Here is a 25,214-nt window from a genome sequence, read left to right on the forward strand (position 1 = left end):
AATCGTATTGAACGACTATTTATTCGAAGATTTGAGAGCAAAGAGAAGCAAGTAGGTCAAGGAAGCGACCGAGCGAGCACCGGAGCGTACGCTAGTACGTGAGGAGCAGAGTGAGGAAGTTGACGAAGAGATACGCCGCTTATCTTTGGTCGAAACTTAAGTTAAGTTAGAAAGGGCGCACGGTGGATGCCTTGGCACTAGGAGCCGATGAAGGACGGGATTAACACCGATATGCTTTGGGGAGCTGTAAGTAAGCTTTGATCCAGAGATTTCCGAATGGGGAAACCCTCTATCCGTAATGGGATAGAATCTTTACCTGAATACATAGGGTACTGAAGGCAGACCCGGGGAACTGAAACATCTAAGTACCCGGAGGAAGAGAAAGCAAACGCGATTCCCTGAGTAGCGGCGAGCGAAACGGGATTAGCCCAAACCAAGAGGCTTGCCTCTTGGGGTTGTAGGACACTCTATATGGAGTTACAAAGGAACGGGGTAGACGAATCGATCTGGAAAGGTCAGTCGTAGAAGGTAAAAACCCTGTAGTCGAAACTTCGTTCCCTCTTGAGTGTATCCTGAGTACGGCGGGACACGAGAAATCCCGTCGGAAGCAGGGAGGACCATCTCCCAAGGCTAAATACTCCCTAGTGACCGATAGTGAACCAGTACCGTGAGGGAAAGGTGAAAAGCACCCCGGAAGGGGAGTGAAATAGATCCTGAAACCGTGTGCCTACAAGTAGTTAGAGCCCATTTATGGGTGATAGCGTGCCTTTTGTAGAATGAACCGGCGAGTTACGATTACATGCGAGGTTAAGTTGATAAGACGGAGCCGCAGCGAAAGCGAGTCTGAATAGGGCGAAATAGTATGTGGTTGTAGACCCGAAACCAGGTGATCTACCCATGTCCAGGGTGAAGTCCAGGTAACACTGGATGGAGGCCCGAACCCACGCACGTTGAAAAGTGCGGGGATGAGGTGTGGGTAGCGGAGAAATTCCAATCGAACTTGGAGATAGCTGGTTCTCTCCGAAATAGCTTTAGGGCTAGCCTCAAGATTTAGAGTATTGGAGGTAGAGCACTGTTTGGACTAGGGGCCCCCATCGGGTTACCGAATTCAGACAAACTCCGAATGCCAAATACTTATTCTTGGGAGTCAGACTACGAGTGATAAGATCCGTGGTCAAGAGGGAAACAGCCCAGACCACCAGCTAAGGTCCCAAAGTATACGTTAAGTGGAAAAGGATGTGGAGTTGCTTAGACAACCAGGATGTTGGCTTAGAAGCAGCCACCATTTAAAGAGTGCGTAATAGCTCACTGGTCGAGTGACTCTGCGCCGAAAATGTACCGGGGCTAAACGTATCACCGAAGCTGTGGATTGACATCTATGATGTCAGTGGTAGGAGAGCGTTCTAAGTGCGTCGAAGCTAGACCGTAAGGACTGGTGGAGCGCTTAGAAGTGAGAATGCCGGTATGAGTAGCGAAAGATGAGTGAGAATCTCATCCACCGAATGCCTAAGGTTTCCTGAGGAAGGCTCGTCCGCTCAGGGTTAGTCGGGACCTAAGCCGAGGCTGAAAAGCGTAGGCGATGGACAACAGGTTGATATTCCTGTACCACCTTTAAATCGTTTGAGCAATGGGGGGACGCAGGAGGATAGGGTAAGCGTGCTGATGGATTAGCACGTCCAAGCAGTTAGGCCGGTAATGAGGCAAATCCCATTACCATAAAAGCGGAGCTGTGACGGCGAGGGAAATATAGTACCGAAGTTCCTGATTCCACACTGCCAAGAAAAGCCTCTAGCGAGATTTATGGTGCCCGTACCGCAAACCGACACAGGTAGGCGAGGAGAGAATCCTAAGGTGAGCGAGAGAACTCTCGTTAAGGAACTCGGCAAAATGACCCCGTAACTTCGGGAGAAGGGGTGCTCTTTTGGGTGTTAAAGCCCGAGAGAGCCGCAGTGAATAGGCCCAGGCGACTGTTTAGCAAAAACACAGGTCTCTGCGAAGCCGCAAGGCGAAGTATAGGGGCTGACACCTGCCCGGTGCTGGAAGGTTAAGAGGAGGGGTTAGCACTTAGTGCGAAGCTCTGAATTGAAGCCCCAGTAAACGGCGGCCGTAACTATAACGGTCCTAAGGTAGCGAAATTCCTTGTCGGGTAAGTTCCGACCCGCACGAAAGGTGTAACGATCTGGGCACTGTCTCAACGAGAGACTCGGTGAAATTATAGTACCTGTGAAGATGCAGGTTACCCGCGACAGGACGGAAAGACCCCGTGGAGCTTTACTGCAGCCTGATATTGAATTTTGGTACAGCTTGTACAGGATAGGTAGGAGCCTTGGAAGCCGGAGCGCTAGCTTCGGTGGAGGCATTGGTGGGATACTACCCTGGCTGTATTGACATTCTAACCCGCACCCCTTATCGGGGTGGGAGACAGTGTCAGGTGGGCAGTTTGACTGGGGCGGTCGCCTCCTAAAAAGTAACGGAGGCGCCCAAAGGTTCCCTCAGAATGGTTGGAAATCATTCGTAGAGTGTAAAGGCACAAGGGAGCTTGACTGCGAGACCTACAAGTCGAGCAGGGACGAAAGTCGGGCTTAGTGATCCGGTGGTTCCGCATGGAAGGGCCATCGCTCAACGGATAAAAGCTACCCCGGGGATAACAGGCTTATCTCCCCCAAGAGTCCACATCGACGGGGAGGTTTGGCACCTCGATGTCGGCTCATCGCATCCTGGGGCTGTAGTCGGTCCCAAGGGTTGGGCTGTTCGCCCATTAAAGCGGTACGCGAGCTGGGTTCAGAACGTCGTGAGACAGTTCGGTCCCTATCCGTCGTGGGCGTAGGAAATTTGAGAGGAGCTGTCCTTAGTACGAGAGGACCGGGATGGACGCACCGCTGGTGTACCAGTTGTCTTGCCAAAGGCATCGCTGGGTAGCTATGTGCGGAAGGGATAAGTGCTGAAAGCATCTAAGCATGAAGCCCCCCTCAAGATGAGATTTCCCATAGCGTAAGCTAGTAAGATCCCTGAAAGATGATCAGGTTGATAGGTCAGAGGTGGAAGCGTGGCGACATGTGGAGCTGACTGATACTAATAGATCGAGGACTTAACTAAAAACTCTTAGCGTAAGCTAAGAAAGATTACTCATTTCTTATCTTTTACTTCATAATCTAGTTTTGAGGGAATAACCTCAAAAATAAAATAGTCTGGTGGCGATAGCGAGAAGGTCACACCCGTTCCCATACCGAACACGGAAGTTAAGCTTCTAAAGCGCCGATGGTAGTTGGGGGTTCTCCCCCTGTGAGAGTAGGACGTCGCCAGGCTTTTATTATTTTATATCGTCGCGGGGTGGAGCAGTCTGGTAGCTCGTCGGGCTCATAACCCGAAGGTCGCAGGTTCAAATCCTGTCCCCGCAATCAAACAATGAAAAATCCTTAGGAAGAAACCTAAGGATTTTTTTGTTCGTCTAAGAACTTCTAAAATGGAGAGACTGTGGATAACTAAGTAAACAGACTGATTTTATTAGTTGAAAAAGAAGTTAAAGTATAATTGAGTAATTTGAATTGAATTTTGTATTTCTTTTTGGAATTTAAGAGAAACTATTCTGTTTCCTTGAAAAAACAAGGAGACTTACTTTAGACTCATAGGTTTATTGAGTATAATAAAGGATATACCATTATTAAATTTGTATTAGGAGAAATTTATGAAAAACTTTGAATGGAAGGCAGATAATGCGGAAGAGACGATTGGTTTTGCTGAGCGAATTGGCTTGCTTTTAGAAGCAGGAGATGTAATTACTTTAGAAGGTGATCTTGGGGCTGGCAAAACAACTTTTACAAAAGGAATAGCAAAGGGGTTAGGAATAGCTAAAACGGTTAACAGTCCAACCTTTACAATAATTAAAGAGTATCAAGGGAAATTACCGTTATATCATATGGATGTCTATCGATTAAAGGATAGTGAGGAAGATTTAGGCTTTGATGAGTATTTTGAAGGGGATGGAGTTACTGTTGTGGAATGGGCCCATTTAATTGAGGACCAGCTGCCAGTGGAATTTTTGCAAATTCAATTGTTTTATGACAACACTTCAGGAAGAAAAATAGTTTTATCCCCTAAAGGTTCTCGCTATATGCAATTATGTAAGGAGTTATTTGAATGAAGATATTAGCAATAGATACGTCAAATTTTGTTTTAGGTATTGCTTTATATGAAGATGGAAAGGTAATCGGGGAGTTTATCACAAACCTGAAAAAGAATCATTCGATTAGAGCGATGCCTGCGATTGAGCAAGTAATGAAGGACTGTGATATAAAGCCAAAGGATCTTTCCAAAATTGTAGTAGCAAAAGGGCCAGGATCTTATACTGGTGTTCGGATTGGGGTAACCATTGCAAAAACACTTGCCTGGACATTAAATATTCCATTAGTAGGTGTATCTAGTCTAGAAGTACTTGCTGCATCTGTAGGACGGTATTTTGATGGTTATGTGTCTCCGCTATTCGATGCTAGAAGAGGACAGATTTATACAGGGCTTTATCAATTTGCAAGTAATGAAGTGGAAATAATAAAAAATGATCAATTGATTTTATCTACAGATTGGGCTCAGCAGCTTGCTCCATTGAAGAAAAGCGTATTATTTGTTGGGAATGATTTACCTCTTCATGAAGAAATCTTAAAGGATGGATTAGGTGATCTTGCATATTTAGCAGATGCAGTGGACTTTAACCCGAGACCGTCTATCCTTGCTATGTTAGGAGAATCAAGACCAGCTGAAGCGATACATACGTTTACACCTAATTATATACGGTTAGCAGAGGCAGAGGCAAATTGGCTGAAAGCAAATAAAAAAGAGAAAAAGGAAGACAGGGGATAATGTCAGCATTTGAATTTCGCTATATGACAGTTGCGGATATCGATGATGTTTTTAAAATCGAAACGATTTCTTTTACTACTCCTTGGAGTAAAGAGGCTTTTTATAATGAGCTAACACAAAATCGATTTGCTAAATATATTGTAATCCAACATGAAGAAGGGCTTGTCGGGTATTGTGGAGTATGGATTGTTGTAGATGAAGCTCATATTACAAATATCGCTATTTTGCCAGAATACAGAGGAAAAAAGCTTGGTGAAACGTTACTTATAAAGGTAATGGAAGAGGCGAGGCAGCTTGGTGCGACTTCTATGACATTAGAAGTACGTGTAACAAATGTTGTAGCACAGAATTTATATAGAAAACTAGGATATCAAAATGGTGCAATTAGAAAGAAGTATTACACAGATAATCAAGAAGATGCTTTAGTAATGTGGGTGAAATTATGAAAAATAATAATGTGATTATAATGGGTATGGAAACAAGCTGTGATGAAACAGCGGTTTCAATTGTAAAAAATGGAACGGAAATCCTTTCAAATATTGTTGCTTCTCAAATTGAAAGCCATAAGCGATTTGGTGGAGTCGTTCCAGAAATTGCTTCAAGACATCATGTCGAGCAAATTACGCTTGTAATGGAAGAAGCACTCTCCAAAGCAGATGTCACTTATGAAGAAATCGATGCTATTGCCGTAACAGAAGGACCGGGTTTGGTAGGAGCTCTTTTAATAGGAGTGAATGCTGCTAAAGCGATAAGTTTTGCACATGATATCCCACTTGTGGGTGTACATCATATTGCTGGGCATATTTATGCCAATCAACTTGTGGATAACTTAGAATTTCCTTTACTAGCACTCGTGGTTTCTGGTGGGCATACAGAATTAGTAGTAATGAGAGAGCATGGCCATTTTGAAGTTATAGGAGAAACAAGGGATGATGCGGCTGGAGAGGCCTATGATAAAGTTGCGAGAACACTTAATCTTCCTTATCCAGGTGGTCCACATATTGATCGACTAGCAGCAGAAGGAAATCCAAAGGCGGTTAAACTGCCAAGAGCATGGATTGAAGGGACATATGATTTTAGCTTTAGTGGTTTGAAATCAGCAGTTATCAACACTGTGCATAACGCAGAGCAACGTGGAGAAGTTATTAGACCAGAAGATTTGGCAGCTAGCTTTCAGGAAAGTGTTGTGGAAGTATTGGTATCAAAGACTGTCGAGGCGGCAGAGCAGTACCAAGTAAAGCAAGTTGTATTAGCAGGCGGGGTTGCTGCTAATAAAGGACTTAGGACAGCGCTTGTGGATAAGTTTAAAGAGATGGATTTCGTAAAATTAACGATTCCACCATTAGCTTTATGTACAGATAATGCGGCAATGATTGCTGCAGCGGGAACTATTTTCTTTGAAAAAGGGCAGCGAGCACAATTGGATTTGAACGGAAACCCAGGATTAGATATAACAATCCACAATGGAATAGAGTAAGACTTTTTCCCTATATGCGTAATTGTGAATAAATATGATGTTATATACACAATCTGTGGATAATGTGAGTAATTCATTATAGATTTGTGGATAATGTGGGTAAATATGTGGAAAGCTTATAAAACAACTTCTTAATATGTGAATAATAGTGTGGAAAAAAAGTACTGGGTAAATGAATACCCAGTACTTTTTACTTATCTGATAATTCGGTCCATTCATCCATTAAACGTTCCATGTGATCTTTTAACTGTTCAAGGTTTTTATTTAGCTCCAATACCTTTTCGTGATCTTGGAAAATTTCAGGCTCGCATAGAAGAGCTTCCTGTTCTGATACTTTTGTTTCTAGCTCTTCAATAGTTGTTTCTATTTCTTCAATTCTTCTTAATCTTTGACGTTCTAATTTTTGCGCTTCCTTGCTCATTTGGTAAGAACTTTTCTCTTCTGTCCCTGTATTTTGTGCTTGTTTTACAGCGCCATTTGCTTCTAATGCTTGAATTTCTGCTTGCTCCAGCTTCTTCTCCACATAATAATCATAGTCGCCTAAAAATTCTGTGGATCCATCCTTATCTAATTCAATCACCTTTGTCGCAATCCTGTTAATAAAATATCTGTCATGTGAAACAAAAAGAATAGTACCTGGGTAATCAATTAAGGCATTTTCAAGCACTTCTTTACTGTCTAAGTCCAAATGGTTTGTTGGCTCGTCCAAGATTAAGACATTTGGTTTCTCCATCATTAGCTTTGATAATGCGAGACGTGCCTTTTCCCCACCACTTAATGAATTTACAATTTTTAAAACATCGTCTCCTGAAAATAAGAAATTGCCAAGGACGGTCCGGATATCTTTTTCAGGGGTAAGTGGAAAATCATCCCACAACTCATTTAGTACTCGTTTATTGGAGGTTAGTTCTGCTTGTTCTTGATCGTAGTATCCAATCATGACATTCGATCCGAGTACTATGGATCCAGCATGCTTAGGCAGCTTATCAATGATTGTTTTTAATAGCGTTGATTTACCAACACCATTTGGACCAACAAGGGCAACACTATCTCCTCTATTAATTTGGAAGGAAATATGCTCAGATACCGTACTATCTTTATAGCCAATGGAAAGGTCATTAATTTTTAAAACATCATTTCCAGTTTGTTTGGTAATTTCAAAGCCAAAGGACGCCGATTTTTCATTGCCGTCAGGACGATCCATCCGTTCCATTTTATCCAAAGTTTTTCTACGGCTTTGCGCTCTTTTGGTTGTAGACGCTCGTGCTAGGTTTTTTTGAATGAATGTCTCTAATTTTGCAATTTCATCTTGTTGTTTTTCGAAAAGTTTCATTTCACGCTCATAATTTGCCGCTTTTTGCTCAAGATAACCGCTATAGTTACCAATAAACTTTTGAATATGGTGTCTGGATATTTCGTACACTTGAGTCACTACTTTATCAAGAAAATAACGGTCATGGGAAACGATTAACACGGCACCCTTGTAGCCTTGTAAGTATTGCTCTAACCAGGATAATGTTTCAATATCTAGATGGTTTGTTGGTTCGTCTAGTATTAGAATATCTGGTGTAGTTAGCAGAAGCTTTGCTAATGCTAATCTTGTTTTTTGACCACCACTTAAGGTAGAGATTTTTGTACTGTAATCGAATGTATTAAAGTTTAGTCCATGTAAAACGGAACGGATATCTGCCTCGTATTGATAGCCACCACTTTCTTTAAATTCAAATTGCAGGTGGTCATATTCCTTTAAAATTCTCTCAAAGGCGTCTGGATTTTCGATTGTGTTAGGATCTGACATCTGTTGTTCCAGTTTTCTTAAATGCTTTTCTTTTACTTGAAGCGCATGGAAAACGGTTAACATCTCATCCCAAATCGAAAGACTTGATTCTAAACCAGTGTTTTGAGCAAGATAGCCTATTTCGACATTTTTCGGCTTTATGATTTCACCGGAGTCATAAGATAGCTGCCCGGCGATTATTTTTAATAGGGTAGATTTTCCAGCTCCATTTCTTCCCACTAGAGCGATGCGGTCTCTTGTTTGTACTTCTAATTTTATATTTGATAAGATAAGTTCAGCTCCAAAGTGCTTCGATAGCTGATTTACTTGTAATAGTATCATTTCTTCACCTCAGGGGATTATGTACCATAAGTGTAACCTATAAATACGTTATCCTGCAATAAAGGGGAAATGGGAAAAAAGTGATAATAAATACACATTCTCCTTAAAATAGTGTATCATTTTCGATAGAGGTGTTATTATGGGGGAGTTTACACATTTTAATCAGGAAGGCCGTGCGAAAATGGTTGATATATCAGAAAAAACTGAAACCGCTCGCATAGCTGTTGCTCTATCTAGTATTAAAGTAAGTGAAGAAGTTTATGAGAAAATCACAAAGCAGGAAATAAAAAAGGGGGATGTACTAGCAGTTTCCCAAGTAGCAGGAATTATGGCTGCTAAAAAAACAGCTGACATTATACCTATGTGTCACCCCATTATGTTGAAGGGTGTCGATATATCGTTTCAATGGGAAAAAGATGCGGAAGATTTTCAATTGATTATTTCCGCAACCGTAAAGACAGTCGGAAGTACGGGCGTGGAAATGGAAGCATTGACTGCTGCATCTGTTACAGCGTTAACAATTTATGATATGTGTAAAAGTATGGATAAAGGGATGGTAATTGGCCCCACTTATTTAGTCGAGAAATCAGGTGGGAAAAGCGGCGATTACAAAAGAGAGCAGTAGAAATAACTGCTAATTTTTAAATATAGGTAGGGGATAAGTATGCACAATGAGGTAATGAAAATACCGCAGGCAACAGCAAAGCGGTTACCATTATACTATCGTTTTTTAAAAAACTTACATTCATCAGGCAAGCAGAGAGTGTCTTCTGCTGAATTAAGTGAAGCGGTGAAGGTAGATTCTGCAACAATAAGACGGGATTTCTCTTATTTTGGTGCGCTTGGAAAAAAGGGATATGGATACAATGTAAACTATTTATTGTCCTTTTTCCGTAAAACATTAGATCAAGATGAACTAACGAAAGTAGCTTTAATCGGTGTTGGTAATCTAGGGGTTGCCTTTTTAAAATATAACTTCTTAAAAAATAATAACACAAAAATAGAAGTAGGATTCGATGTTATAGAAGACAAGATTGGCACTTTAGTGAACGATGTGCCTATTCATCATATGGATGATTTAGAGAAAGTTCTGCAAGAGAATGGCGTAGAAGTAGCTATACTAACGGTACCGGCAAATGCGGCACAGACTATTACGGATCGTTTAGTAGAGAGCAAGATCAAAGGGATATTGAATTTCACTCCTGCTCGCTTAAATGTGCCAGCAAATGTGAGAGTTCATCATATTGATTTAGCTGTGGAGCTGCAATCACTTGTTTATTTCTTAAAGCATTATCCTACGCCGGATGTCGAGGCAGAGGAAACGGAAGAGTAAAAAGGAAATGCGTGTATAAGGGTGTAGCGGTAACTACATTCTTATACACGCATTTTTTTTAGAAAAAGTTAAAATGTGGCCTGTTGATTTCCGCTCCAATCAACTTTAGTTTAGGCAATTTAGTTTTCTTATTAAATTGCCTAAAGCCTTTCTATCATTGTTTTGGTTTTTTTGTATCGGCATGGTTTTTTTTTAGGAAAAAGTGAAAGTTGATTAATTTTATTCCTGAGCCGATATCAAAGGTTGCTAGAATGACTAATAAATACGTATAGAATCCCCAGTCTTGGTTTCTTTGTAGATCGTGGATCGCAAAATACGTAAAAAGAGCTCCGAAAATAATATATAGAACTCCTGAAAATAACGGTGATCTTCTCATTTTATAAAAATCCTCCAATAAATTGTGTTACGCCCGAATATTTTTCCTGCCATTCGATAATTCTGTCATAGTTTAATTGCATAATAACTACTAGTGTATTCATTGCGACATGGGCAAAGATTGGCACAAGGATTCTTTTTGTCTTTACATAAAGGAAGGCGAATGTAAAGCCCATGCTTGCGTATAGTAGGATATGGACAAAATCCATATGAGCAACTGCAAAGATAAGGGAACTAACTAGTGCAGAGATAAAAAATCCGAATCGCTTGTAAAGGGAACCGAAAATGATTTTGCGGAAAACAATTTCCTCTAATATCGGTCCAATGATACTTACTACCAGAATAACAAATGGTGCGGCATCAATAAGACGCATGATTTGTTCCGTGTTTTCTGATCCTGGTTTAATGCCTAATAACTGTTCAATTATTCCTGCAAAACTCTGGGCAAATAAAGATAGAAAAACACCGCCAATTGCCCAGCCGATAGAAGAAGGAATGCTCATCACATCTGCACGCATTGGATGTCTGAATTCTTTTCTTAACAAAACAAGACAGATGATTAAGGCAACGATAAAACTAACTATTAGCCAAATAACGCCAGATTGGAATTGAACCGGTTTAGAAGCTGGATTGTACCCAAGTAAATCAGCGATAAAAAGAACGACCGGAACTCCAACAAAAGTGGAGAGCTGCATGGCGATATAAGTTATTAAGATAATCCAATATTCTTTTTTCAAAATAAAAGCTCCTTTAAATAATTGATAGGTTTAATAAATTTGTGTAAAAGGAATATATCTAGGCTAATCAGTATTTATTATATTTGGGCAAAGAGACAATCATACTTCCTATTCTACTAATAAGCAGTGCTCTGTTTCAAATAGTAACAACTAAAAAATAGAAAGAGTGAATATTTAAAGCTTTAACGTATATACTTTCTAAGGGCAATAGAAACTAGAAAAAAATTTACGAAAAAATAAGTCTTGTCTCTTGCATTATGAGAAAAGATTAATTAATATAATAATTGTGTTAGCACTCATAGCGATTGAGTGCTAATAAGAAAATAAAATGTATATAATTTGAGGAGGTTGTTTCACTTGTTAAAGCCATTAGGAGATCGCATTATTATTGAGCTTGTTGAAACAGAAGAAAAAACTGCAAGTGGTATCGTATTACCGGACTCTGCTAAAGAAAAGCCTCAAGAAGGCAAAGTAGTAGCTGTAGGAACTGGTCGCGTATTAGATAACGGAGAGCGTGTTGCGCTTGAAGTATCTGTTGATGACCGCATTATCTTCTCAAAATACTCTGGTACTGAAGTGAAATACGAAGGGAAAGAGTACTTAATTCTTCGCGAGAGCGACATTTTAGCTATCGTTAGCTAATTCTATTTTAACATAAGAGATTACGTAATAAAAAATACATGAGATAACAATACTTGAGGAGGTTTTTCAAAATGGCTAAAGATATTAAATTTAGTGAAGAAGCTCGCCGTGCTATGCTGCGTGGGGTAGATGCTCTAGCAGATGCTGTAAAAGTAACACTTGGACCAAAAGGACGCAACGTGGTTCTTGAGAAAAAATATGGTTCACCACTTATCACAAATGATGGTGTAACAATCGCAAAAGAAATCGAATTAGAAGATGCATTTGAAAACATGGGTGCAAAACTTGTTGCGGAAGTAGCAAGCAAAACAAATGATGTTGCTGGGGACGGTACAACAACTGCAACAGTTCTAGCTCAAGCAATGATTCGCGAAGGACTTAAAAACGTTACAGCTGGCGCTAACCCAATGGGTATCCGCAAAGGGATGGACAAAGCGATTGCTGCTGCAATTGAAGAGTTAAAAGCTATTTCTAAACCAATTGAAGGCAAAGCTTCTATCGCACAAGTTGCTGCCATTTCTTCTGCTGATGAAGAAGTAGGACAATTAATTGCTGAAGCAATGGAACGTGTCGGTAACGACGGAGTTATCACAATCGAAGAATCAAAAGGCTTCACTACTGAATTAGATGTAGTAGAAGGTATGCAATTCGACCGTGGATATGTTTCACCTTATATGGTAACTGATTCTGATAAAATGGAAGCTGTTCTTGAAAATCCATATCTCTTAATCACAGATAAGAAGATTTCGAATATCCAAGAAATTTTACCAGTATTAGAGCAAGTAGTTCAACAAGGTAAACCATTATTAATCGTTGCAGAAGACGTAGAAGGCGAAGCAAATGCTACATTAGTATTAAACAAACTTCGCGGTACATTCACTGCAGTAGCTGTTAAAGCTCCTGGCTTCGGTGATCGTCGTAAAGCAATGCTAGAAGATATCGCTGTTCTAACTGGCGGTCAAGTAATCACAGAAGATCTTGGCTTAGAGCTTAAAACAACAACAATTGAATCTTTAGGACGCGCTGCAAAAGTAGTAATCACAAAAGAAACTACTACTATTGTTGAAGGTGCAGGTTCATCTAATGATATCCAAGCACGCGTAAACCAACTTCGTGTTCAATTAGAAGAAACTACTTCTGAATTTGACCGTGAAAAACTACAAGAGCGCCTTGCAAAACTTGCTGGTGGTGTAGCGGTAGTTAAAGTTGGTGCTGCAACAGAAACAGAATTAAAAGAACGTAAATTACGTATCGAAGACGCTCTAAACTCTACTCGTGCTGCTGTAGAAGAAGGTATCGTAGCAGGTGGTGGTACAGCACTTCTAAACGTATACAATAAAGTAGCTGCTATCCAAGCAGAAGGCGACGAAGCAACTGGTATAAACATCGTTCTACGTGCAATCGAAGAGCCAGTTCGTCAAATCGCATTCAACGCAGGCCTAGAAGGATCTGTAATCGTTGAGAAATTGAAAAACGAACCAGTAGGAACAGGCTTCAATGCTGCTAACGGCGAGTGGGTAAATATGATCGAAGCTGGTATCGTTGACCCAACTAAAGTTACTCGTTCTGCATTACAAAACGCAGGTTCTGTTGCTGCTATGTTCTTAACTACAGAAGCTGTAGTTGCTGACAAGCCAGAACCAGCTGGTAGCGCTGCAATGCCTGATATGAGCGGTATGGGTGGAATGGGCGGCATGATGTAAGGCTTTTAAGCCAAACATTTGAGAAGTAGTGAAAGCTATTTTTCGCCCTTTCTGAGAAGTAGTCATGTAATAAACTTATATCAATAGCAATAACCACTTCCTATAAAATTTTAGGGAGTGGTTTTTTGTGTTATTAAAATTTGCTTATCAAGACTTTTTGGACGACAGACGATTCAGGAACACAACTAAAACGATTATAAGAATTACGAAATGTTACTTGGTAAATTCGTGGATAACGTATGGAGAACCAAATGGTAAATGCTGAGGAAATAATTTAAGATGGATGCTTTTAAAGGAATAGAGGTTTTAAAAGGTAAAGAAAAAATAACGCTCAATACCAACCAAAAAGAATTATATATAGACTTGTGTTCCTTATTGTTGGCTATGGGAATTACAATGGAATTAGGATTTTTCATTTAGTTACTAAATAATCCTACTCTGGTTTCAACAGGACAAAGAGGAAGTTCCTTTTTTATTTTCTTCATATTATCCACCTCCATTAGTTACTAAAAGGTTTCTATATAACTTTAAGGTGCCTACTTTTCAAAAGTTCCTATCGTATATATTATGATTTTAAACTGCAATTAGTAATGTCAGCTTGATTTTTAAAAAAAGATCTATCCCTATTTCGTTTCGAAATTGGAGCTGAATGATTAAATGAAAATAAAAGAGAGAGTGGGAGAATGTATGAGTGAAAAAATTGTCTTCTTTGATCTGGACGGAACCCTATTGGATAACGAAAAATCAATACTTGAATCTACTAAAATTGCCATTAGACAGCTAAGAGAAAGAAATATAGTTCCTGCAGTTGCTACTGGACGACCGCCATCTAGAATTCAGTGGGTATTGGAAGAATTGAAAATTGAGACGTATGTTACGATCAATGGGCAGTATGTTGTTCATGAAGGGAAGGAAGTTGTAAAGGAAACTTTTAGCCGAGAATTTTTAGATGATATCACCTCTTTTGCAGCAAGTAACAAAGACCCATTGGTATATTCTAGTCTTGATGATTTGAGATCGTCTGTGGGGGATAATTATTATGTTAGGGACGTTTTTGAACCCGCCAAGATGATATATCCAATTGTTGATTCCAATTATTATCATGACAATACCATTTATAAATTAATGTTGTTTTGCGAGAGTCCAGATGAAGAGGCGTATAAACAGAGATATACAGATATGTACTTTCCAAGATGGCATAAATATGCATTAGATGTAATGCCAGCTGGGATTACAAAAGGTACAGGAATTGCTAAGTTTCTAGAAGTAACGGGAATAAAAAAAGAAAATACTTTTGCATTTGGTGATGATAAGAATGATATGGAAATGTTTGCAGCAGTCGGAACATCTGTAGCTATGGGTAATGCTGTTGCAGAATTGAAAGAAATTAGTGATTTGGTGACTTCATCTAATTCGGAAGATGGAATAATAAATGGTTTAAAACAGTTAAATTTGATTTAAAACCTTAGTTATAGCGAACCGATGATTGATCTTCCTTCTGGTGTGTATAAGACTATTGTATAAGTAAATAATTCTCTAATTACTTCTTCATGTTCTTCTTAATTTATCAGTAACATCTTTTACGGAGCTAATTTAAACTAGTGTAGCCAAAGGAGCATTACTTCTATTTCAGAGGCCTTGCTCTCATTTTTAGTCCTATCATAAATTATAGAGTTTAGGGCAAGTAGCAAAATTTATTTTTAGATTCCCCGGGCTGTTCTTTAACTATTTTCCTTTGAATGGTTTATTAGTTACCAAAAGGTTCTTATTTTACTTTAAGGTTCCTACTTCAAAAAAGTTACCAGGAGATTTATCATATTTATTATATCCGCAAGAGTGTTATAACTAGATTGGAAGGTGGAATACAGATGACACAAACTAAGATAAAACCAATTCTTTCTGTACTTGAAGATAAAATTAAATTAATTAAAACAGAGAAAGGCGCCATCTATTTAGTGGGACCTATAAATCTTCCTGTTAATTTGTTTGGAGAAACAGTCGTGTTTAAATGGTATTGCTGGTTAAATTGTGAAGAGGTAACCGAGGATTTTGATCGAATTATTGAAAAGTTATCCTCAGCTAATTTGGCTGAATTCCAGCAATCCAGTATTTTAACCTATGGCGATTTTGCCTATAGCAACGAAGCATTAATTAGAATGCATTCCATCTGTCATACAGGAGATATTTTTGGAAGCAAAAGGTGTGATTGTGGATTTCAATTAAAACAATCCATGAAAAATATTGTTGAGCATGGTACAGGAGCTTTATTTTATCTAGCAAATCACGAAGGAAGAGGAATTGGTCTATTTAGTAAAGCGATGGCTTACATTCTTCAAGAAAATGACTACGATACTGTTGAGGCAAATGAAGCGCTTGGTTTTGTTGATGATTCTAGAAATTATAGTGATGCTATTCATGTATTAGAAGCGTTGAGAAGTAAACCTGTAACCCTAATGACCAATAACCCCAAAAAAATAGAGGCATTAAAAAATGCAGGTTTAACTGTATCAGGAAGACATGCGCTATGGGGAGATCAATCAGCCTTTAATAAAAAGTATCTAGCAACAAAAGTAAACCGTTCGGGTCATATAGGAGAAGAGGAGACATTTAGTAATGACTAGTCATGAATTCTACATGGATTTGGCTATACAAAATGCAAAGACAATGAAAGGGCAGACAGATCCCAATCCGTTAGTAGGAGCTGTAATTGTTAATGACAATCGAGTAGAGGCATTGGTACCTCATGCTGAAATCCATGCCCTTCGTATGGCTGGGGAAAAGGCACAAGGTGGCAAAATTAAAGTCTTTGTAAAAGAATAACCTTACAATAGACATTTGAATTTTCCAAGAATAGCTGATTGGGCAGAACTATATAAGGGTTTATGTAAGATGAGAGTGAGATGCTAACATTTTGTTAACATTGAGGATATTAATCGAGGCTTCCCAAAAGTTCACTGAATGATTGGGAAGCCTTTTTATTTTTAACCAGGGTAAGGTAGGCACTTTGCTGCCCGATACTAGCTAATGTAGCAATATACTCATTCGTTATACACCTCTAAAATCTTACTTTATGAATTCACTTACAATTTCATATGATCTTAACCGGTCTTCATGATTAAATATAAACATATATGAAGTTAACATAATTTCATCTACTTGAGTATTTTCAATCATTTCTTCGAGTTGTTCTTTAACGGTTTGTGGGCTACCTACAATACTTCCAAATATTGATTGGTAGACAGCTTGTTTTTCATACCCATTCCAAATCTTGTCCCTATCCGCTGCTGGTTGGATTTGTACCGGCTTTCCCCGAACCAGTCAGAGAAAATGTTGTTCTGTTGAAGAAAACAACCATTTTGTCTTTTCATCGGTATCTGCTGCTGTTAGGTTCAGCCCCATCATGACATAAGGCTCTTTTAATATATCTAAAGGTCTAAAATTCTCCCTATATGACTTAATAGCAGGGGTTGTGAAGGATGGAGAAAAGTGACCAGCAAATGAAAAAAGGAAGACCTAACTGGGCTGTTAAGCGTGCGCTAAAATCACTTGATCCTAATAACCATATAGGTATTTGTAATCCTTCGCCTGGGATAGCTTTTACTGGATTATTTGAAGCAAATTTAGCTGGATTAAAATAAGCCATCAATTCATTCAATTGATCAGGAAATTCAACATTTCTATCTCTTCTTAAAGCACGTGCTGTTAATTGATCAGTAACTGGTGCACGGCCCAACCCTAAATCTATACGGTTAGGGTATAGGGACTCTAATGTGCCAAATTGCTCTGCGATGATTAAGGAAGAGTGGTTGAGTAACATAATCCCACCAGATCCAACGCGTATTTTGGATGTTCTAGCGGCTATGTGGCTTATGAGGACGGAAGTAGCAGAACTTGCGATTGGCGCCATATTATGGTGTTCTGCCACCTAGTAACGATTAAATCCCCATTCCTCAGCATGCTGCGCCAAATCAAGCGAGTTCTTAAAAGAATCAGCGGGTGTATACTCCCAGCACTAACGGTCCAGTAGATAGGAGGTAGACTAATGAGCTTTAAAATGTCCAGAAAGCAGTATGCTGATATGTTTGGTCCAACAGTTGGGGATGCCGTCCGTTTGGCAGATACCGAACTATTTAATGAAATCGAAAAAGATTATACAACATATGGAGACGAAGTGAAGTTTGACGGTGGCAAGGTGATCCGGGAAGGAATGGGGCAGCATCCTTTAGCAACTAGAGCGGAGAGTCTCGATTTAGTTTTCACCAATGCCATTATTCTCGATTATACAGGCATTTATAAAGCTGGTATTGGTGTAAAGGATGGTTATATTGCTATTGGTAAAGCGGGAAACCCATTATTGATGGGCAATGTTGAACTCATGTATTCAAAAAATAAGAAAAGATCTAATTAACTGGCGTGGACAAAATCAAGAACATCATGCCTTCGAAGAGAACAGTTATAAGTTTGTCCACTCCAAAACTAGCGATGAAGTTAAAATTGTTTTTAAAGCAGTTAGAGACTTAGCAGATTTATTGTTTACAGAAAAACAAATAGACTATGTGGAAAGTTCGATTCAAGGGCTTGAAAGAGTGTTTAGAAGCTTAGAGGCAAAACTAAATAATTCAGGTTTTATGAATAATGCCCCTATAATAGACATTGATGAAGCTAAAGAGTAAAAGTTAAAGGCTGAGAAAAGCTTAGATTTACTATAAAACTAGAAGAGAAAAATTAAAAATGTTTACTGTACAACAATAACATATAAAAAATAAAAGACCATCCTGCCAAAACGGTGGCTGGATGGTCTTTCTAAAATAACTCCCTGTCAAAGCGGTGACTGGAAGTAATACATGATATAATATATGTTAATTATAATGAAATATTCACTTATAGTCAAGAAGGTGACGACATTTGAAATACTCTATCTTTTTCGATGAGTCAAATAAATTAGATGCAGAGAAAAAATATTCCTATTATGGCGCATATGGTGTAGAACAAAATAAGTGTGAAAAAATAGTTGAAGATATTCAACAAATATTAAGGTTGACTGGTAAGAAAAGTGAATATCATTTTACTGAATACAACAATGATAAGGATATTGCTCCATACTTGTATTGTTTACATCATTTTCTTAAAACAAACTTTCAAATTAACATTTTTGTGGTAGATAATGATACAGCATTATACTTTTCTAAGAGCGCTGATATTTCAGTCACAGAATTACGTAACTTGTTTTACGTTAAAATTCCCGAAAGACTATTTTACGGTTTGACTAGAGGTCTTTCAGATGATTATAGAACGGTTGAAATTATTGTTGATCACAGCCCTGAATATGGAAAGATGAGAGTATATTCAAAGCTAAAACAGCAAATGAATGCACACGCAATATATCGTGGAATGAAATATTATGTTAATAAGGCTTGGTATAAGGATTCACATAAATCAATCCCTCTTCAAATTGTAGATTTATTTATGGGGATTGTTGTGTTTTTAATGGAGAAGTCTTACCTGAACCTTGAAGACGATAAACCAATAATTAAAAGTGATCTTATTTACCGTTTTTTAATCGAAGGCAATAATATAGATTTATTTCAGAAGCAAATCAACATTTTTAAATGGGATGGACAAAAAGACATTATTCATGAGGTGGATATCTCAGAATATTTGTCTCAATTTATTGTTTTTAAAACCCAATTTGATGTTGGAGAAATGACAAAGATTTCTAACATTAAATTACCAAATGAAAGTACTAAAGATTTACGGTTGAAATTGGGATATACAAATAATCAATTAAGGATGTTACTTGGATATCTTGACCAACTAGATGGCAAAGGAAGAAATACTTTTATCATGCAAAATTACTATAATGAATTTTAGTTTATGCTAACATTTTGCTAACGCACTCATCTCCAAACCGTAAATTCAGGTTAACGATGTTACAGTAAGAAATTAACAAAAGCTTGATACTGCATTCTCATCACACATCATTGTAGAAAAACACACTCTCACCATAGGGGCGGCATGATGTAATAAGCCCCTCGAACCCTTGAAAGATAAGGATTTGTTGGTAAGATGAGAGTCGTTTGCTAACATTGAAGTAAATTAACGGAGGCTTCTCATGAGTTCACTGAACTTTTGAGAGGCTTCTTTTTTCATTTCTTGGGTAACGTGGAGATACACATTTTTCGTAATTTGATCGTCAGTATGTCCTAGACGGTCCATGATTTGTTCGAGTGACACACGGGCTACGGCTAGTAGGGATGTATGAGTGTGTCGCAAAGAGTGTGGTGTTAACTCTTCATTTAGATTTGCGATTTTTAGTAGCCTTTTCATACGGTCTCGAACATTTTTGATCACAATAGAATAACCGTACTGTCGTTGCATTTTGGCAAAGATAAAATCTTGGTTATAGTAGGCATCCCCTAATCGCTCGATTACCTCTTCTTGAACCTTTTTATGTTCCTTTAGCGCCTCGATGACATCTTCATCTACAATGACTTTCCTTCTCGATTTTCTCGTTTTTGGAGTACCCAGTTGATATTTCAGAGCATTATTGCTTGGATTGTAACACGTTTTTGTGATGCTGATGGTGTGATTCACAAAATCAATATCTTTCCATTTGAGTGCGATTAACTCCCCAGCTCGAATACCTAATAGGAAAGAATGAGAAATGCTAAGTAATCGTGTTCCAAACCATGTTCTTTGGCTGTTTTTAAAAACAAGGCAAGTTCTTCTTTTTCCAACTGTTCGAGGGTTTTCTTATCTTTTTTAGGTAAGCAAATTCTGCTCGGTCTTTTTTAATAAGCGGTTATCCAACTAAGAAGGAGGCAGAAGTAGCTGCTACCGCTCTCGTTCATGAACTTGAGCAAGGATTTTACATCGAGGAATCCTGTCAGACCTTTAATGATTTTAGAAATATCCTTTCATTTCATTGAATGACCTCACTTTATAATGTATTTTGTAACAAATATCCATTATGTCCTGTAAGGAAGTTAATAATTCGTCTTGTAAGAGGGATAAGTACTTTAATAGGCGATTTAAATAAGGAAGATAATAAAGTTATTCCATATTATCTTAAGGTATATGAGAGGAATTTTTGATAGAATGGGAATAAGAAGTAACTACCTTGTAAAGGGGGAGTACAAATGTTATGGGAACAAGTTCGAAAAGCATACCCAGATAAATGGGTTGTAATTGAGGCAATTGAAGCGCACTCAGAGAGTAATTATCGAATAGTAGATGAAATAGCCGTAATAGATTCTTTTGATGACTCAATGGAGGCATTTCGGCGACATCATGAATTACACAAGCAAAAACCTAACCGTGAACTTTACTTTTTCCATACTTCTAGAGAAAATCTCGATATACGGGAGAAGAAATGGACAGGACTTAGAAAAATATGATTCTGATAAAAGAATTATCAGAATTACCATATATAGAGGCTACTGTAACTTTTCGCGGGCAAAGCTTGAAGCTAGAAAATGTTTTACTTGATACTGGCTCTGCTGGAACCATCTTTAATGTGAATAAACTTGAAGAAATAGGGGTAAAGCCAGAAGCAAACGATGTAACACAAACTATTCAAGGAGTCGGTGGACTTGAGTTCGTTTATACAAAAAATGTAGATAGAATATCTATTCAGGATGAAATAGAGATACAAAACTTCAATGTTGAATTAGGTTCAATGGATTACGGTCTTGAGATTGATGGTATTATCGGATACGATTTCATGAAGGAAGTTGGTCTTGTTATTGACTTGCAAAGACTTAATATATCAATAAAGTAAATCCTCTTCAAAGGGGATATTTTTTTGCCGTATACACAACAAGTAATGTCTTTTAAGGTTCTATGTACCTTGAAAGCAACCATTGCTTTCAAGGTTTTTTGGTGTGCTGTGAAAGACACATCAGAGATGAGGGATGGCCCCTCGATGGAGGTTGAATCAGGTAAATCTCCGTTAAAGATGTTACAGCCAAAAACATCCAAAACGTTGATTTACCGCGTTTTTTGCACCTCTCGTTAACGATATTACACCCTCAAAGCTTACGGGCGGCATGATGTAATCAAGCTTGCTTGAATCCCTATTAAGAAGAAGATTTTTAGCACCCCTGAAAAGACTGATGGGGTATAAAAAGATAACGTTTTTCAAATAGGGTTCTAAATGAGAGGCTTACCAAAAGTTCTTTGAACTTTTGGTAAGCCTCTTTTTTATTTCTTGGAAACGTAAAAGTAAATAGTTTACATGTATCCTCATTATTATGCCTTAATTGCTCTATGATTGTAGACTAATTCGTAATAGAGAAACTAAAAATATGAATGGGTTCTTTTCCGCTGCATGAAAGTTTTAAAAAAAGGAATAATAAACATATTTAGTTGTGATAGGAGGATAACAATGAAAGTCACTGAAAATGCTTTGTCTTTCTTTGCTCTAGGCGGTATAAATGAAATTGGAAAAAATATGTATGTGGTTCAATATGAGGACGAGATTTTTATCATTGATTGTGGCGGTAAATTTCCTGATGAAAGCTTACTGGGGATTGATTTAATTATTCCTGATATAACTTATTTAGAAGAGAATAAGGATAAAATCAAGGCTTTACTTATTACCCATGGTCACGAAGACCATATAGGTGGTATTCCTTATTTCCTAAGAAAATTAAATGTTCCAATTTATGCTACGCATTTCACCCTAGGTTTAATAGAATTAAAAATCGACGAGCATAGGTTAAGAGGAGATACTAAATTAATTACCATAGACTCCAATTCAAAGTTGGAATTTGGACAAGTTCAAGTTTCTTTTTTTAAAGTGAGTCATAGTATACCTGACTGTCTTGGAATTGTTTTTCATACGGCAGAAGGAAATGTTGTCCACACTGGTGATTTTAAGTTTGACTTAACACCAGCCAATAACCAATTTGCCGATATACATAAGATGGCAGAAATCGGCCAGCAGGGAGTTTTAGCTTTAATATCTGAAAGTACCAACGCAGAGCGTAAAGGAATGACTCCTTCTGAACAAATGGTAGGATCCCATATGGACGAAGCCTTTATAAAGGCAACCGGCAAAATTTTCATTTCTACATTTGCATCGAATGTTAATCGAATTCAGCAAGTAGTGGAATCTGCAATGAAAACAAATCGAAAAATAGCTTTGCTTGGTCGCAGTATGGTGAATATTGTGAATGTAGCTATTGAACGTGGGTATCTTAATATGCCAGAGGGAATGTTAATCGATGCCAGCGAAATAGATAAACTCCCACCAGAAAAAGTTGCTATTCTGTGTACAGGAAGTCAAGGCGAGCCGATGGCAGCTTTATCACGGTTAGCAAGTGGTAACTTTCGCGATGTTTCCATTTATCCTGGGGATACGGTTATTTTAGCAGCATCCCCAATCCCCGGAAACGAAAAAGATGTTTCGAAAATCATAGATAATTTATTTCAACTCGGTGCTAAAGTAATTTATGGTTCCGGCAGTACGACTGGAATGCACGTTTCTGGTCACGGCTATCAAGAAGACCTAAAGCTTATGTTAACCTTAATGAAACCGACTTATTTTGTGCCGATTCATGGTGAATTCCGTATGCTTCATCATCATCAGATATTAGCTGAATCAGTTGGAGTGAAAAGGGAAAATACCTTTATTATTAAAAATGGGGAAGTCCTTGATATCAAAAATGGGGTGGCTTTTCAGACTCGCTCTATTCCAGCGGGGGATACGTATGTAGATGGAATGGGTGTTGGCGATGTTGGAGATATTGTATTACGTGATAGAAAGCAACTATCAGAGGATGGGATGCTTGTTGTCGTTATCACGATTAGCAAGGTAGATAGGAAGCTTATTTCCGGACCTGATACGATTACCCGGGGATTTGTTTACGCCCGTAACGCAGATGAGCTACTAAAAGAAGTAAATCGTTTGGCGAAAAAGGCTGTGAACGACTTGCAATCAGAGAATATCCGGCAATGGAATGTAATGAAACAAAACATAAAAAAATCAGTTGGACAGTATCTATTTAATCAAACGAAGAGAAAGCCGATGATTCTTCCAATTATTATTGAGATTTAGAGATAAAAAAGATGTGTTTCAAGGTATCTTATTTATTTTGTCATAGGCTCTGTTATAACGGAATGCTGATTTTACTGTGTTTGAAAAATAAACGGTATCATTCCGTTTAAATTGGGAAATGTCCATATTTCCTTAAAAATAAAGGAGGTTTTTCCGTTTATAGTATCCAAATCTTTGTATTTTGTCTTATTTAGAGCAGTTAGTCGGAATATCTCCGTTTATATCTGCAACTTAAGCTCCCTCTATATACAGTAGTCGGAAATTTTCCGCCTATGAGTTCTCCTATCTACAAGAAAATCAACAATGAATAATATCAGAGCCTTGTCATAAAAAGAATGGAAGCTATCACTTAAGCTTCCATTCTTTTTATGACCGATTTCAACTAACAGGGGACTTAATGTGATGCATTATACCCTTTTGAAAACTCGATACTTAAATTATTATTAACCTTTCAATCTATCTGCAACCTACCAATCCCGATCCATCCTACAAACAAATTCACTTCCCCTCACCAAATACATATCTATTTAAAAAATCATTCCGAAACTTACCATTTGGGTCATACTTCATAAGCAGTTGCTGAAAGTCAGGCATTTTTTCATAAAGTGATTGTATTTTTTCAGGGGAGGTTGTAAACAGTTTCCCCCAATGTGGCTTTGCTTGGAAAGGCTCAAGCTTGGCTTCGATTAGTGGCAGTACCTGTTGAACTTCCTCCCATTTATCCTGCCAGGTAAAGTGAAAGGCAACGGAATCCTGCTTATAGGATGGACTTAACCAAAGTTCGTCCTGTGCAATTGTCCGTACTTCGGATATAAATAAATGTGGTGCAATTTGTTCACGGATTTCACTAAGTGCACAAAGAGCTTCATAGGCATGCTCTCGGGCCATTATATATTCACTTTGTAGCTCCTGACCCTTACTTGGCGTGAAGTCCATTCGGAAGTGTGGCATGCGATCAAGCCAGTCCCCTGGCACGCCAAGCTGTGCTGTACAATTCTCTGCGCCGACTCCTGGGACGGGATGGAGATTTTCTGTGGCGGCTTTTGCTCCATAAAAGTTTTCTCCTAACGAAAAATGCTGCTCATCTGTCAGTTTGCTTTTCAGCCATACTTGATTAAACGTTTCGTCCTGCCAGTCGGTAAATAGGCTGACACTATAAGCGCTAGAATAAATGGCATCAAAGTCGTCAGCTAGTTGTGCTAATGGAAGCTTTTCATAAACATCCTGCCTCATTTGATGAGCAGGAAGGATATCTAGTGTTAGCTTTGTGACAACCCCGATTCCACCTAGTCCTACGACAGCTCCCTGTAACTCCTCTTCTGATTTTTCCCTTGAAAAGGTTACAATACTTCCATCCGCGGTAACAACTTCCATCGCACGTACTGCTGCAGCTAAATTTTGATTGCTATTACCTGAACCATGTGTCGCTGTTGCACAAGCTCCAGCAACGGAAATATGGGGAAGGGAAGCGAGATTATGTAAGGCATAGCCATGTTGCTGAAGAATATGGCAAAGGTCTCCATACTTTATTCCAGCTTCTACGGTTACGCTTTCATTTTCGTGGTTAATGTGTAAGACCTTGTTAAGCTTTTGCAAGGATACTATATTATCAATTGAATCTGCAATGCTATTAAACGAGTGACGCGTTCCGATTACACGAAGCTTGGTTAATCTTGAAACCAATTGTTGAACTTCTTCAACTGTTTCTGGTTCATGCCAGCTAGTCGTGCTATATTGAAAATTACCAGCCCAATTTCTTTCCAAAACCATGAGTCCCACTCCTTTTTTGCTGTTTTATGTAGTTTAACTATACACATAAGAAGAGGGAATTTTCAATTATTATGATTTGTAATAATAAAGGTAATTAGTCCTATTTTTCATTTTTGATGTCTAAAGAAAAAATACTAGCATCGA

At 38.4% G+C, this 25,214-nt stretch carries 21 protein-coding genes, 1 tRNA gene, 2 rRNA genes and 3 pseudogenes; 21 read left to right on the top strand and 6 right to left on the bottom strand.

Going from position 1 to position 25,214, the window contains the following annotated elements; all coding sequences use genetic code 11:
• The first annotated feature begins 159 nt into the window (after window positions 1-159).
• From AB3U99_RS02365 to tsaD, 7 genes are all read left to right on the top strand, one after another.
• Window positions 160-3,096 (top strand): 23S ribosomal RNA (locus AB3U99_RS02365).
• Window positions 3,097-3,187: 91 nt separating this feature from the next.
• Window positions 3,188-3,305 (top strand): 5S ribosomal RNA (gene rrf / locus AB3U99_RS02370).
• A 19-nt stretch (window positions 3,306-3,324) separates the two neighbouring features.
• A tRNA-Met gene (locus AB3U99_RS02375) sits at window positions 3,325-3,398 on the top strand.
• A gap of 287 nt (window positions 3,399-3,685) precedes the next feature.
• Entirely contained in the window at window positions 3,686-4,141 is a 456-nt protein-coding gene (tsaE, locus tag AB3U99_RS02380; RefSeq protein ID WP_400245187.1) for a tRNA (adenosine(37)-N6)-threonylcarbamoyltransferase complex ATPase subunit type 1 TsaE, read from the top strand.
• Window positions 4,138-4,854, top strand: a complete 717-nt coding sequence (gene tsaB, locus AB3U99_RS02385; RefSeq protein ID WP_400245188.1) for a tRNA (adenosine(37)-N6)-threonylcarbamoyltransferase complex dimerization subunit type 1 TsaB — start codon at window positions 4,138-4,140, stop codon at window positions 4,852-4,854. The genes tsaE and tsaB overlap by 4 nt, the downstream gene beginning before the upstream one ends.
• A complete protein-coding gene (gene rimI, locus AB3U99_RS02390; RefSeq protein WP_400245189.1) occupies window positions 4,854-5,300 on the top strand; it encodes a ribosomal protein S18-alanine N-acetyltransferase in 447 nt (148 codons plus the stop codon). Before tsaB ends, rimI begins: the two co-directional genes overlap by 1 nt.
• Window positions 5,297-6,331: a tRNA (adenosine(37)-N6)-threonylcarbamoyltransferase complex transferase subunit TsaD gene (gene tsaD, locus AB3U99_RS02395; protein ID WP_400245191.1), complete on the top strand. Its 1,035-nt coding sequence runs from the start codon at window positions 5,297-5,299 to the stop codon at window positions 6,329-6,331. Before rimI ends, tsaD begins: the two co-directional genes overlap by 4 nt.
• A 190-nt stretch (window positions 6,332-6,521) precedes the next feature.
• Here tsaD and AB3U99_RS02400 read toward each other — a convergent pair whose 3' ends face one another.
• A complete protein-coding gene (locus tag AB3U99_RS02400; protein ID WP_400245192.1) occupies window positions 6,522-8,450 on the bottom strand; it encodes an ABC-F family ATP-binding cassette domain-containing protein in 1,929 nt (642 codons plus the stop codon).
• 139 nt (window positions 8,451-8,589) lie between these two features.
• Here AB3U99_RS02400 and moaC point away from each other — a divergent pair, with 139 nt between their 5' ends.
• On the top strand, window positions 8,590-9,075 hold the full coding sequence (gene moaC / locus AB3U99_RS02405; RefSeq protein WP_400245193.1) for a cyclic pyranopterin monophosphate synthase MoaC: 486 nt from the start codon (window positions 8,590-8,592) through the stop codon (window positions 9,073-9,075).
• A 39-nt stretch (window positions 9,076-9,114) separates the two neighbouring features.
• The gene (locus tag AB3U99_RS02410) at window positions 9,115-9,783 is read left to right on the top strand and encodes a redox-sensing transcriptional repressor Rex (protein WP_400245194.1); all 669 of its coding nucleotides are present in this window, start codon (window positions 9,115-9,117) and stop codon (window positions 9,781-9,783) included.
• 154 nt (window positions 9,784-9,937) lie between these two features.
• Here AB3U99_RS02410 and AB3U99_RS02415 read toward each other — a convergent pair whose 3' ends face one another.
• Entirely contained in the window at window positions 9,938-10,159 is a 222-nt protein-coding gene (locus tag AB3U99_RS02415) for a YdiK family protein (RefSeq protein ID WP_400245195.1), read from the bottom strand.
• 1 nt (window position 10,160) lies between these two features.
• A complete protein-coding gene (locus tag AB3U99_RS02420; RefSeq protein ID WP_400245196.1) occupies window positions 10,161-10,895 on the bottom strand; it encodes a lysostaphin resistance A-like protein in 735 nt (244 codons plus the stop codon).
• A 357-nt stretch (window positions 10,896-11,252) separates the two neighbouring features.
• Here AB3U99_RS02420 and groES point away from each other — a divergent pair, with 357 nt between their 5' ends.
• The 6 genes and pseudogenes from groES to AB3U99_RS02450 form a co-directional block, all read left to right on the top strand.
• A complete protein-coding gene (groES, locus tag AB3U99_RS02425; protein ID WP_400245197.1) occupies window positions 11,253-11,537 on the top strand; it encodes a co-chaperone GroES in 285 nt (94 codons plus the stop codon).
• A gap of 71 nt (window positions 11,538-11,608) precedes the next feature.
• Entirely contained in the window at window positions 11,609-13,240 is a 1,632-nt protein-coding gene (gene groL / locus AB3U99_RS02430) for a chaperonin GroEL (protein ID WP_400245198.1), read from the top strand.
• A 279-nt stretch (window positions 13,241-13,519) separates the two neighbouring features.
• Window positions 13,520-13,660, top strand: coding sequence for a hypothetical protein (locus AB3U99_RS02435; protein ID WP_400245199.1), 141 nt, complete (start codon window positions 13,520-13,522; stop codon window positions 13,658-13,660).
• A 267-nt stretch (window positions 13,661-13,927) separates the two neighbouring features.
• Entirely contained in the window at window positions 13,928-14,701 is a 774-nt protein-coding gene (locus tag AB3U99_RS02440) for a Cof-type HAD-IIB family hydrolase (RefSeq protein ID WP_400245200.1), read from the top strand.
• A 407-nt stretch (window positions 14,702-15,108) separates the two neighbouring features.
• Window positions 15,109-15,861 carry a GTP cyclohydrolase II gene (locus AB3U99_RS02445; protein ID WP_400245201.1) on the top strand — a complete coding sequence of 251 codons (753 nt, stop codon included), beginning with the start codon at window positions 15,109-15,111 and terminating at the stop codon, window positions 15,859-15,861.
• A pseudogene (locus tag AB3U99_RS02450) lies at window positions 15,854-16,045 on the top strand (bifunctional diaminohydroxyphosphoribosylaminopyrimidine deaminase/5-amino-6-(5-phosphoribosylamino)uracil reductase); the annotation flags it as partial. The gene AB3U99_RS02445 and the pseudogene AB3U99_RS02450, both read left to right, overlap by 8 nt.
• A gap of 258 nt (window positions 16,046-16,303) precedes the next feature.
• Here AB3U99_RS02450 and AB3U99_RS02455 read toward each other — a convergent pair.
• Window positions 16,304-17,240, bottom strand: a pseudogene (locus AB3U99_RS02455) (LLM class flavin-dependent oxidoreductase); the annotation flags it as partial.
• A 42-nt stretch (window positions 17,241-17,282) separates the two neighbouring features.
• Here AB3U99_RS02455 and ureC point away from each other — a divergent pair.
• From ureC to AB3U99_RS02470, 3 genes and pseudogenes are all read left to right on the top strand, one after another.
• Window positions 17,283-17,618 (top strand): annotated as a pseudogene (gene ureC / locus AB3U99_RS02460) (urease subunit alpha); the annotation flags it as partial.
• Window positions 17,608-17,913, top strand: a complete 306-nt coding sequence (locus AB3U99_RS02465; protein ID WP_400245202.1) for a hypothetical protein — start codon at window positions 17,608-17,610, stop codon at window positions 17,911-17,913. The pseudogene ureC and the gene AB3U99_RS02465, both read left to right, overlap by 11 nt.
• 232 nt (window positions 17,914-18,145) lie before the next feature.
• On the top strand, window positions 18,146-19,111 hold the full coding sequence (locus tag AB3U99_RS02470) for a DUF3800 domain-containing protein (protein ID WP_400245203.1): 966 nt from the start codon (window positions 18,146-18,148) through the stop codon (window positions 19,109-19,111).
• 225 nt (window positions 19,112-19,336) lie between these two features.
• On the opposite strand, the gene AB3U99_RS02475 is transcribed toward AB3U99_RS02470, so the two are convergent.
• Entirely contained in the window at window positions 19,337-19,834 is a 498-nt protein-coding gene (locus AB3U99_RS02475) for a site-specific integrase (protein ID WP_400245204.1), read from the bottom strand.
• Window positions 19,835-20,379: 545 nt separating this feature from the next.
• Here AB3U99_RS02475 and AB3U99_RS02480 point away from each other — a divergent pair.
• The 3 genes from AB3U99_RS02480 (at window position 20,380) to AB3U99_RS02490 (ending at window position 23,300) form a co-directional block, all read left to right on the top strand.
• A complete protein-coding gene (locus AB3U99_RS02480) occupies window positions 20,380-20,637 on the top strand; it encodes a hypothetical protein (RefSeq protein ID WP_400245205.1) in 258 nt (85 codons plus the stop codon).
• Window positions 20,634-21,020 (top strand): retropepsin-like aspartic protease, encoded by a 387-nt coding sequence (locus tag AB3U99_RS02485; protein WP_400245206.1) that lies wholly within the window; start codon window positions 20,634-20,636, stop codon window positions 21,018-21,020. The genes AB3U99_RS02480 and AB3U99_RS02485 overlap by 4 nt, the downstream gene beginning before the upstream one ends.
• Before the next feature lie 606 nt (window positions 21,021-21,626).
• On the top strand, window positions 21,627-23,300 hold the full coding sequence (locus tag AB3U99_RS02490; protein ID WP_400245208.1) for a ribonuclease J: 1,674 nt from the start codon (window positions 21,627-21,629) through the stop codon (window positions 23,298-23,300).
• A gap of 498 nt (window positions 23,301-23,798) precedes the next feature.
• Here the strand turns inward: AB3U99_RS02490 and AB3U99_RS02495 are convergent, their stop codons facing one another.
• The gene (locus tag AB3U99_RS02495) at window positions 23,799-25,070 is read right to left on the bottom strand and encodes an FAD-binding protein (protein ID WP_400245209.1); all 1,272 of its coding nucleotides are present in this window, start codon (window positions 25,068-25,070) and stop codon (window positions 23,799-23,801) included.
• Between the last annotated feature and the right edge of the window lie 144 nt (window positions 25,071-25,214).

Source organism: Niallia tiangongensis (assembly GCF_044704065.1).
Taxonomy (GTDB): Bacteria; Bacillota; Bacilli; order Bacillales; family Cytobacillaceae; genus Niallia; species Niallia tiangongensis.

Bases quoted from the DNA above. Each gene is read 5' to 3' on its own strand.
- tsaB (WP_400245188.1), top strand. From the start codon at position 4,138: ATGAAGATATTAGCAATAGATACGTCAAATTTTGTTTTAGGTATTGCT.
- AB3U99_RS02435 (WP_400245199.1), top strand. From the start codon at position 13,520: ATGGATGCTTTTAAAGGAATAGAGGTTTTAAAAGGTAAAGAAAAAATA.
- AB3U99_RS02410 (WP_400245194.1), top strand. From the start codon at position 9,115: ATGCACAATGAGGTAATGAAAATACCGCAGGCAACAGCAAAGCGGTTA.
- AB3U99_RS02415 (WP_400245195.1), bottom strand. From the start codon at position 10,159: ATGAGAAGATCACCGTTATTTTCAGGAGTTCTATATATTATTTTCGGA.
- AB3U99_RS02440 (WP_400245200.1), top strand. From the start codon at position 13,928: ATGAGTGAAAAAATTGTCTTCTTTGATCTGGACGGAACCCTATTGGAT.
- tsaD (WP_400245191.1), top strand. From the start codon at position 5,297: ATGAAAAATAATAATGTGATTATAATGGGTATGGAAACAAGCTGTGAT.
- AB3U99_RS02400 (WP_400245192.1), bottom strand. From the start codon at position 8,450: ATGATACTATTACAAGTAAATCAGCTATCGAAGCACTTTGGAGCTGAA.
- tsaE (WP_400245187.1), top strand. From the start codon at position 3,686: ATGAAAAACTTTGAATGGAAGGCAGATAATGCGGAAGAGACGATTGGT.
- AB3U99_RS02445 (WP_400245201.1), top strand. From the start codon at position 15,109: ATGACACAAACTAAGATAAAACCAATTCTTTCTGTACTTGAAGATAAA.
- AB3U99_RS02495 (WP_400245209.1), bottom strand. From the start codon at position 25,070: ATGGTTTTGGAAAGAAATTGGGCTGGTAATTTTCAATATAGCACGACT.
- AB3U99_RS02490 (WP_400245208.1), top strand. From the start codon at position 21,627: ATGAAAGTCACTGAAAATGCTTTGTCTTTCTTTGCTCTAGGCGGTATA.
- moaC (WP_400245193.1), top strand. From the start codon at position 8,590: ATGGGGGAGTTTACACATTTTAATCAGGAAGGCCGTGCGAAAATGGTT.
- AB3U99_RS02485 (WP_400245206.1), top strand. From the start codon at position 20,634: ATGATTCTGATAAAAGAATTATCAGAATTACCATATATAGAGGCTACT.
- rimI (WP_400245189.1), top strand. From the start codon at position 4,854: ATGTCAGCATTTGAATTTCGCTATATGACAGTTGCGGATATCGATGAT.
- groL (WP_400245198.1), top strand. From the start codon at position 11,609: ATGGCTAAAGATATTAAATTTAGTGAAGAAGCTCGCCGTGCTATGCTG.
- AB3U99_RS02480 (WP_400245205.1), top strand. From the start codon at position 20,380: ATGTTATGGGAACAAGTTCGAAAAGCATACCCAGATAAATGGGTTGTA.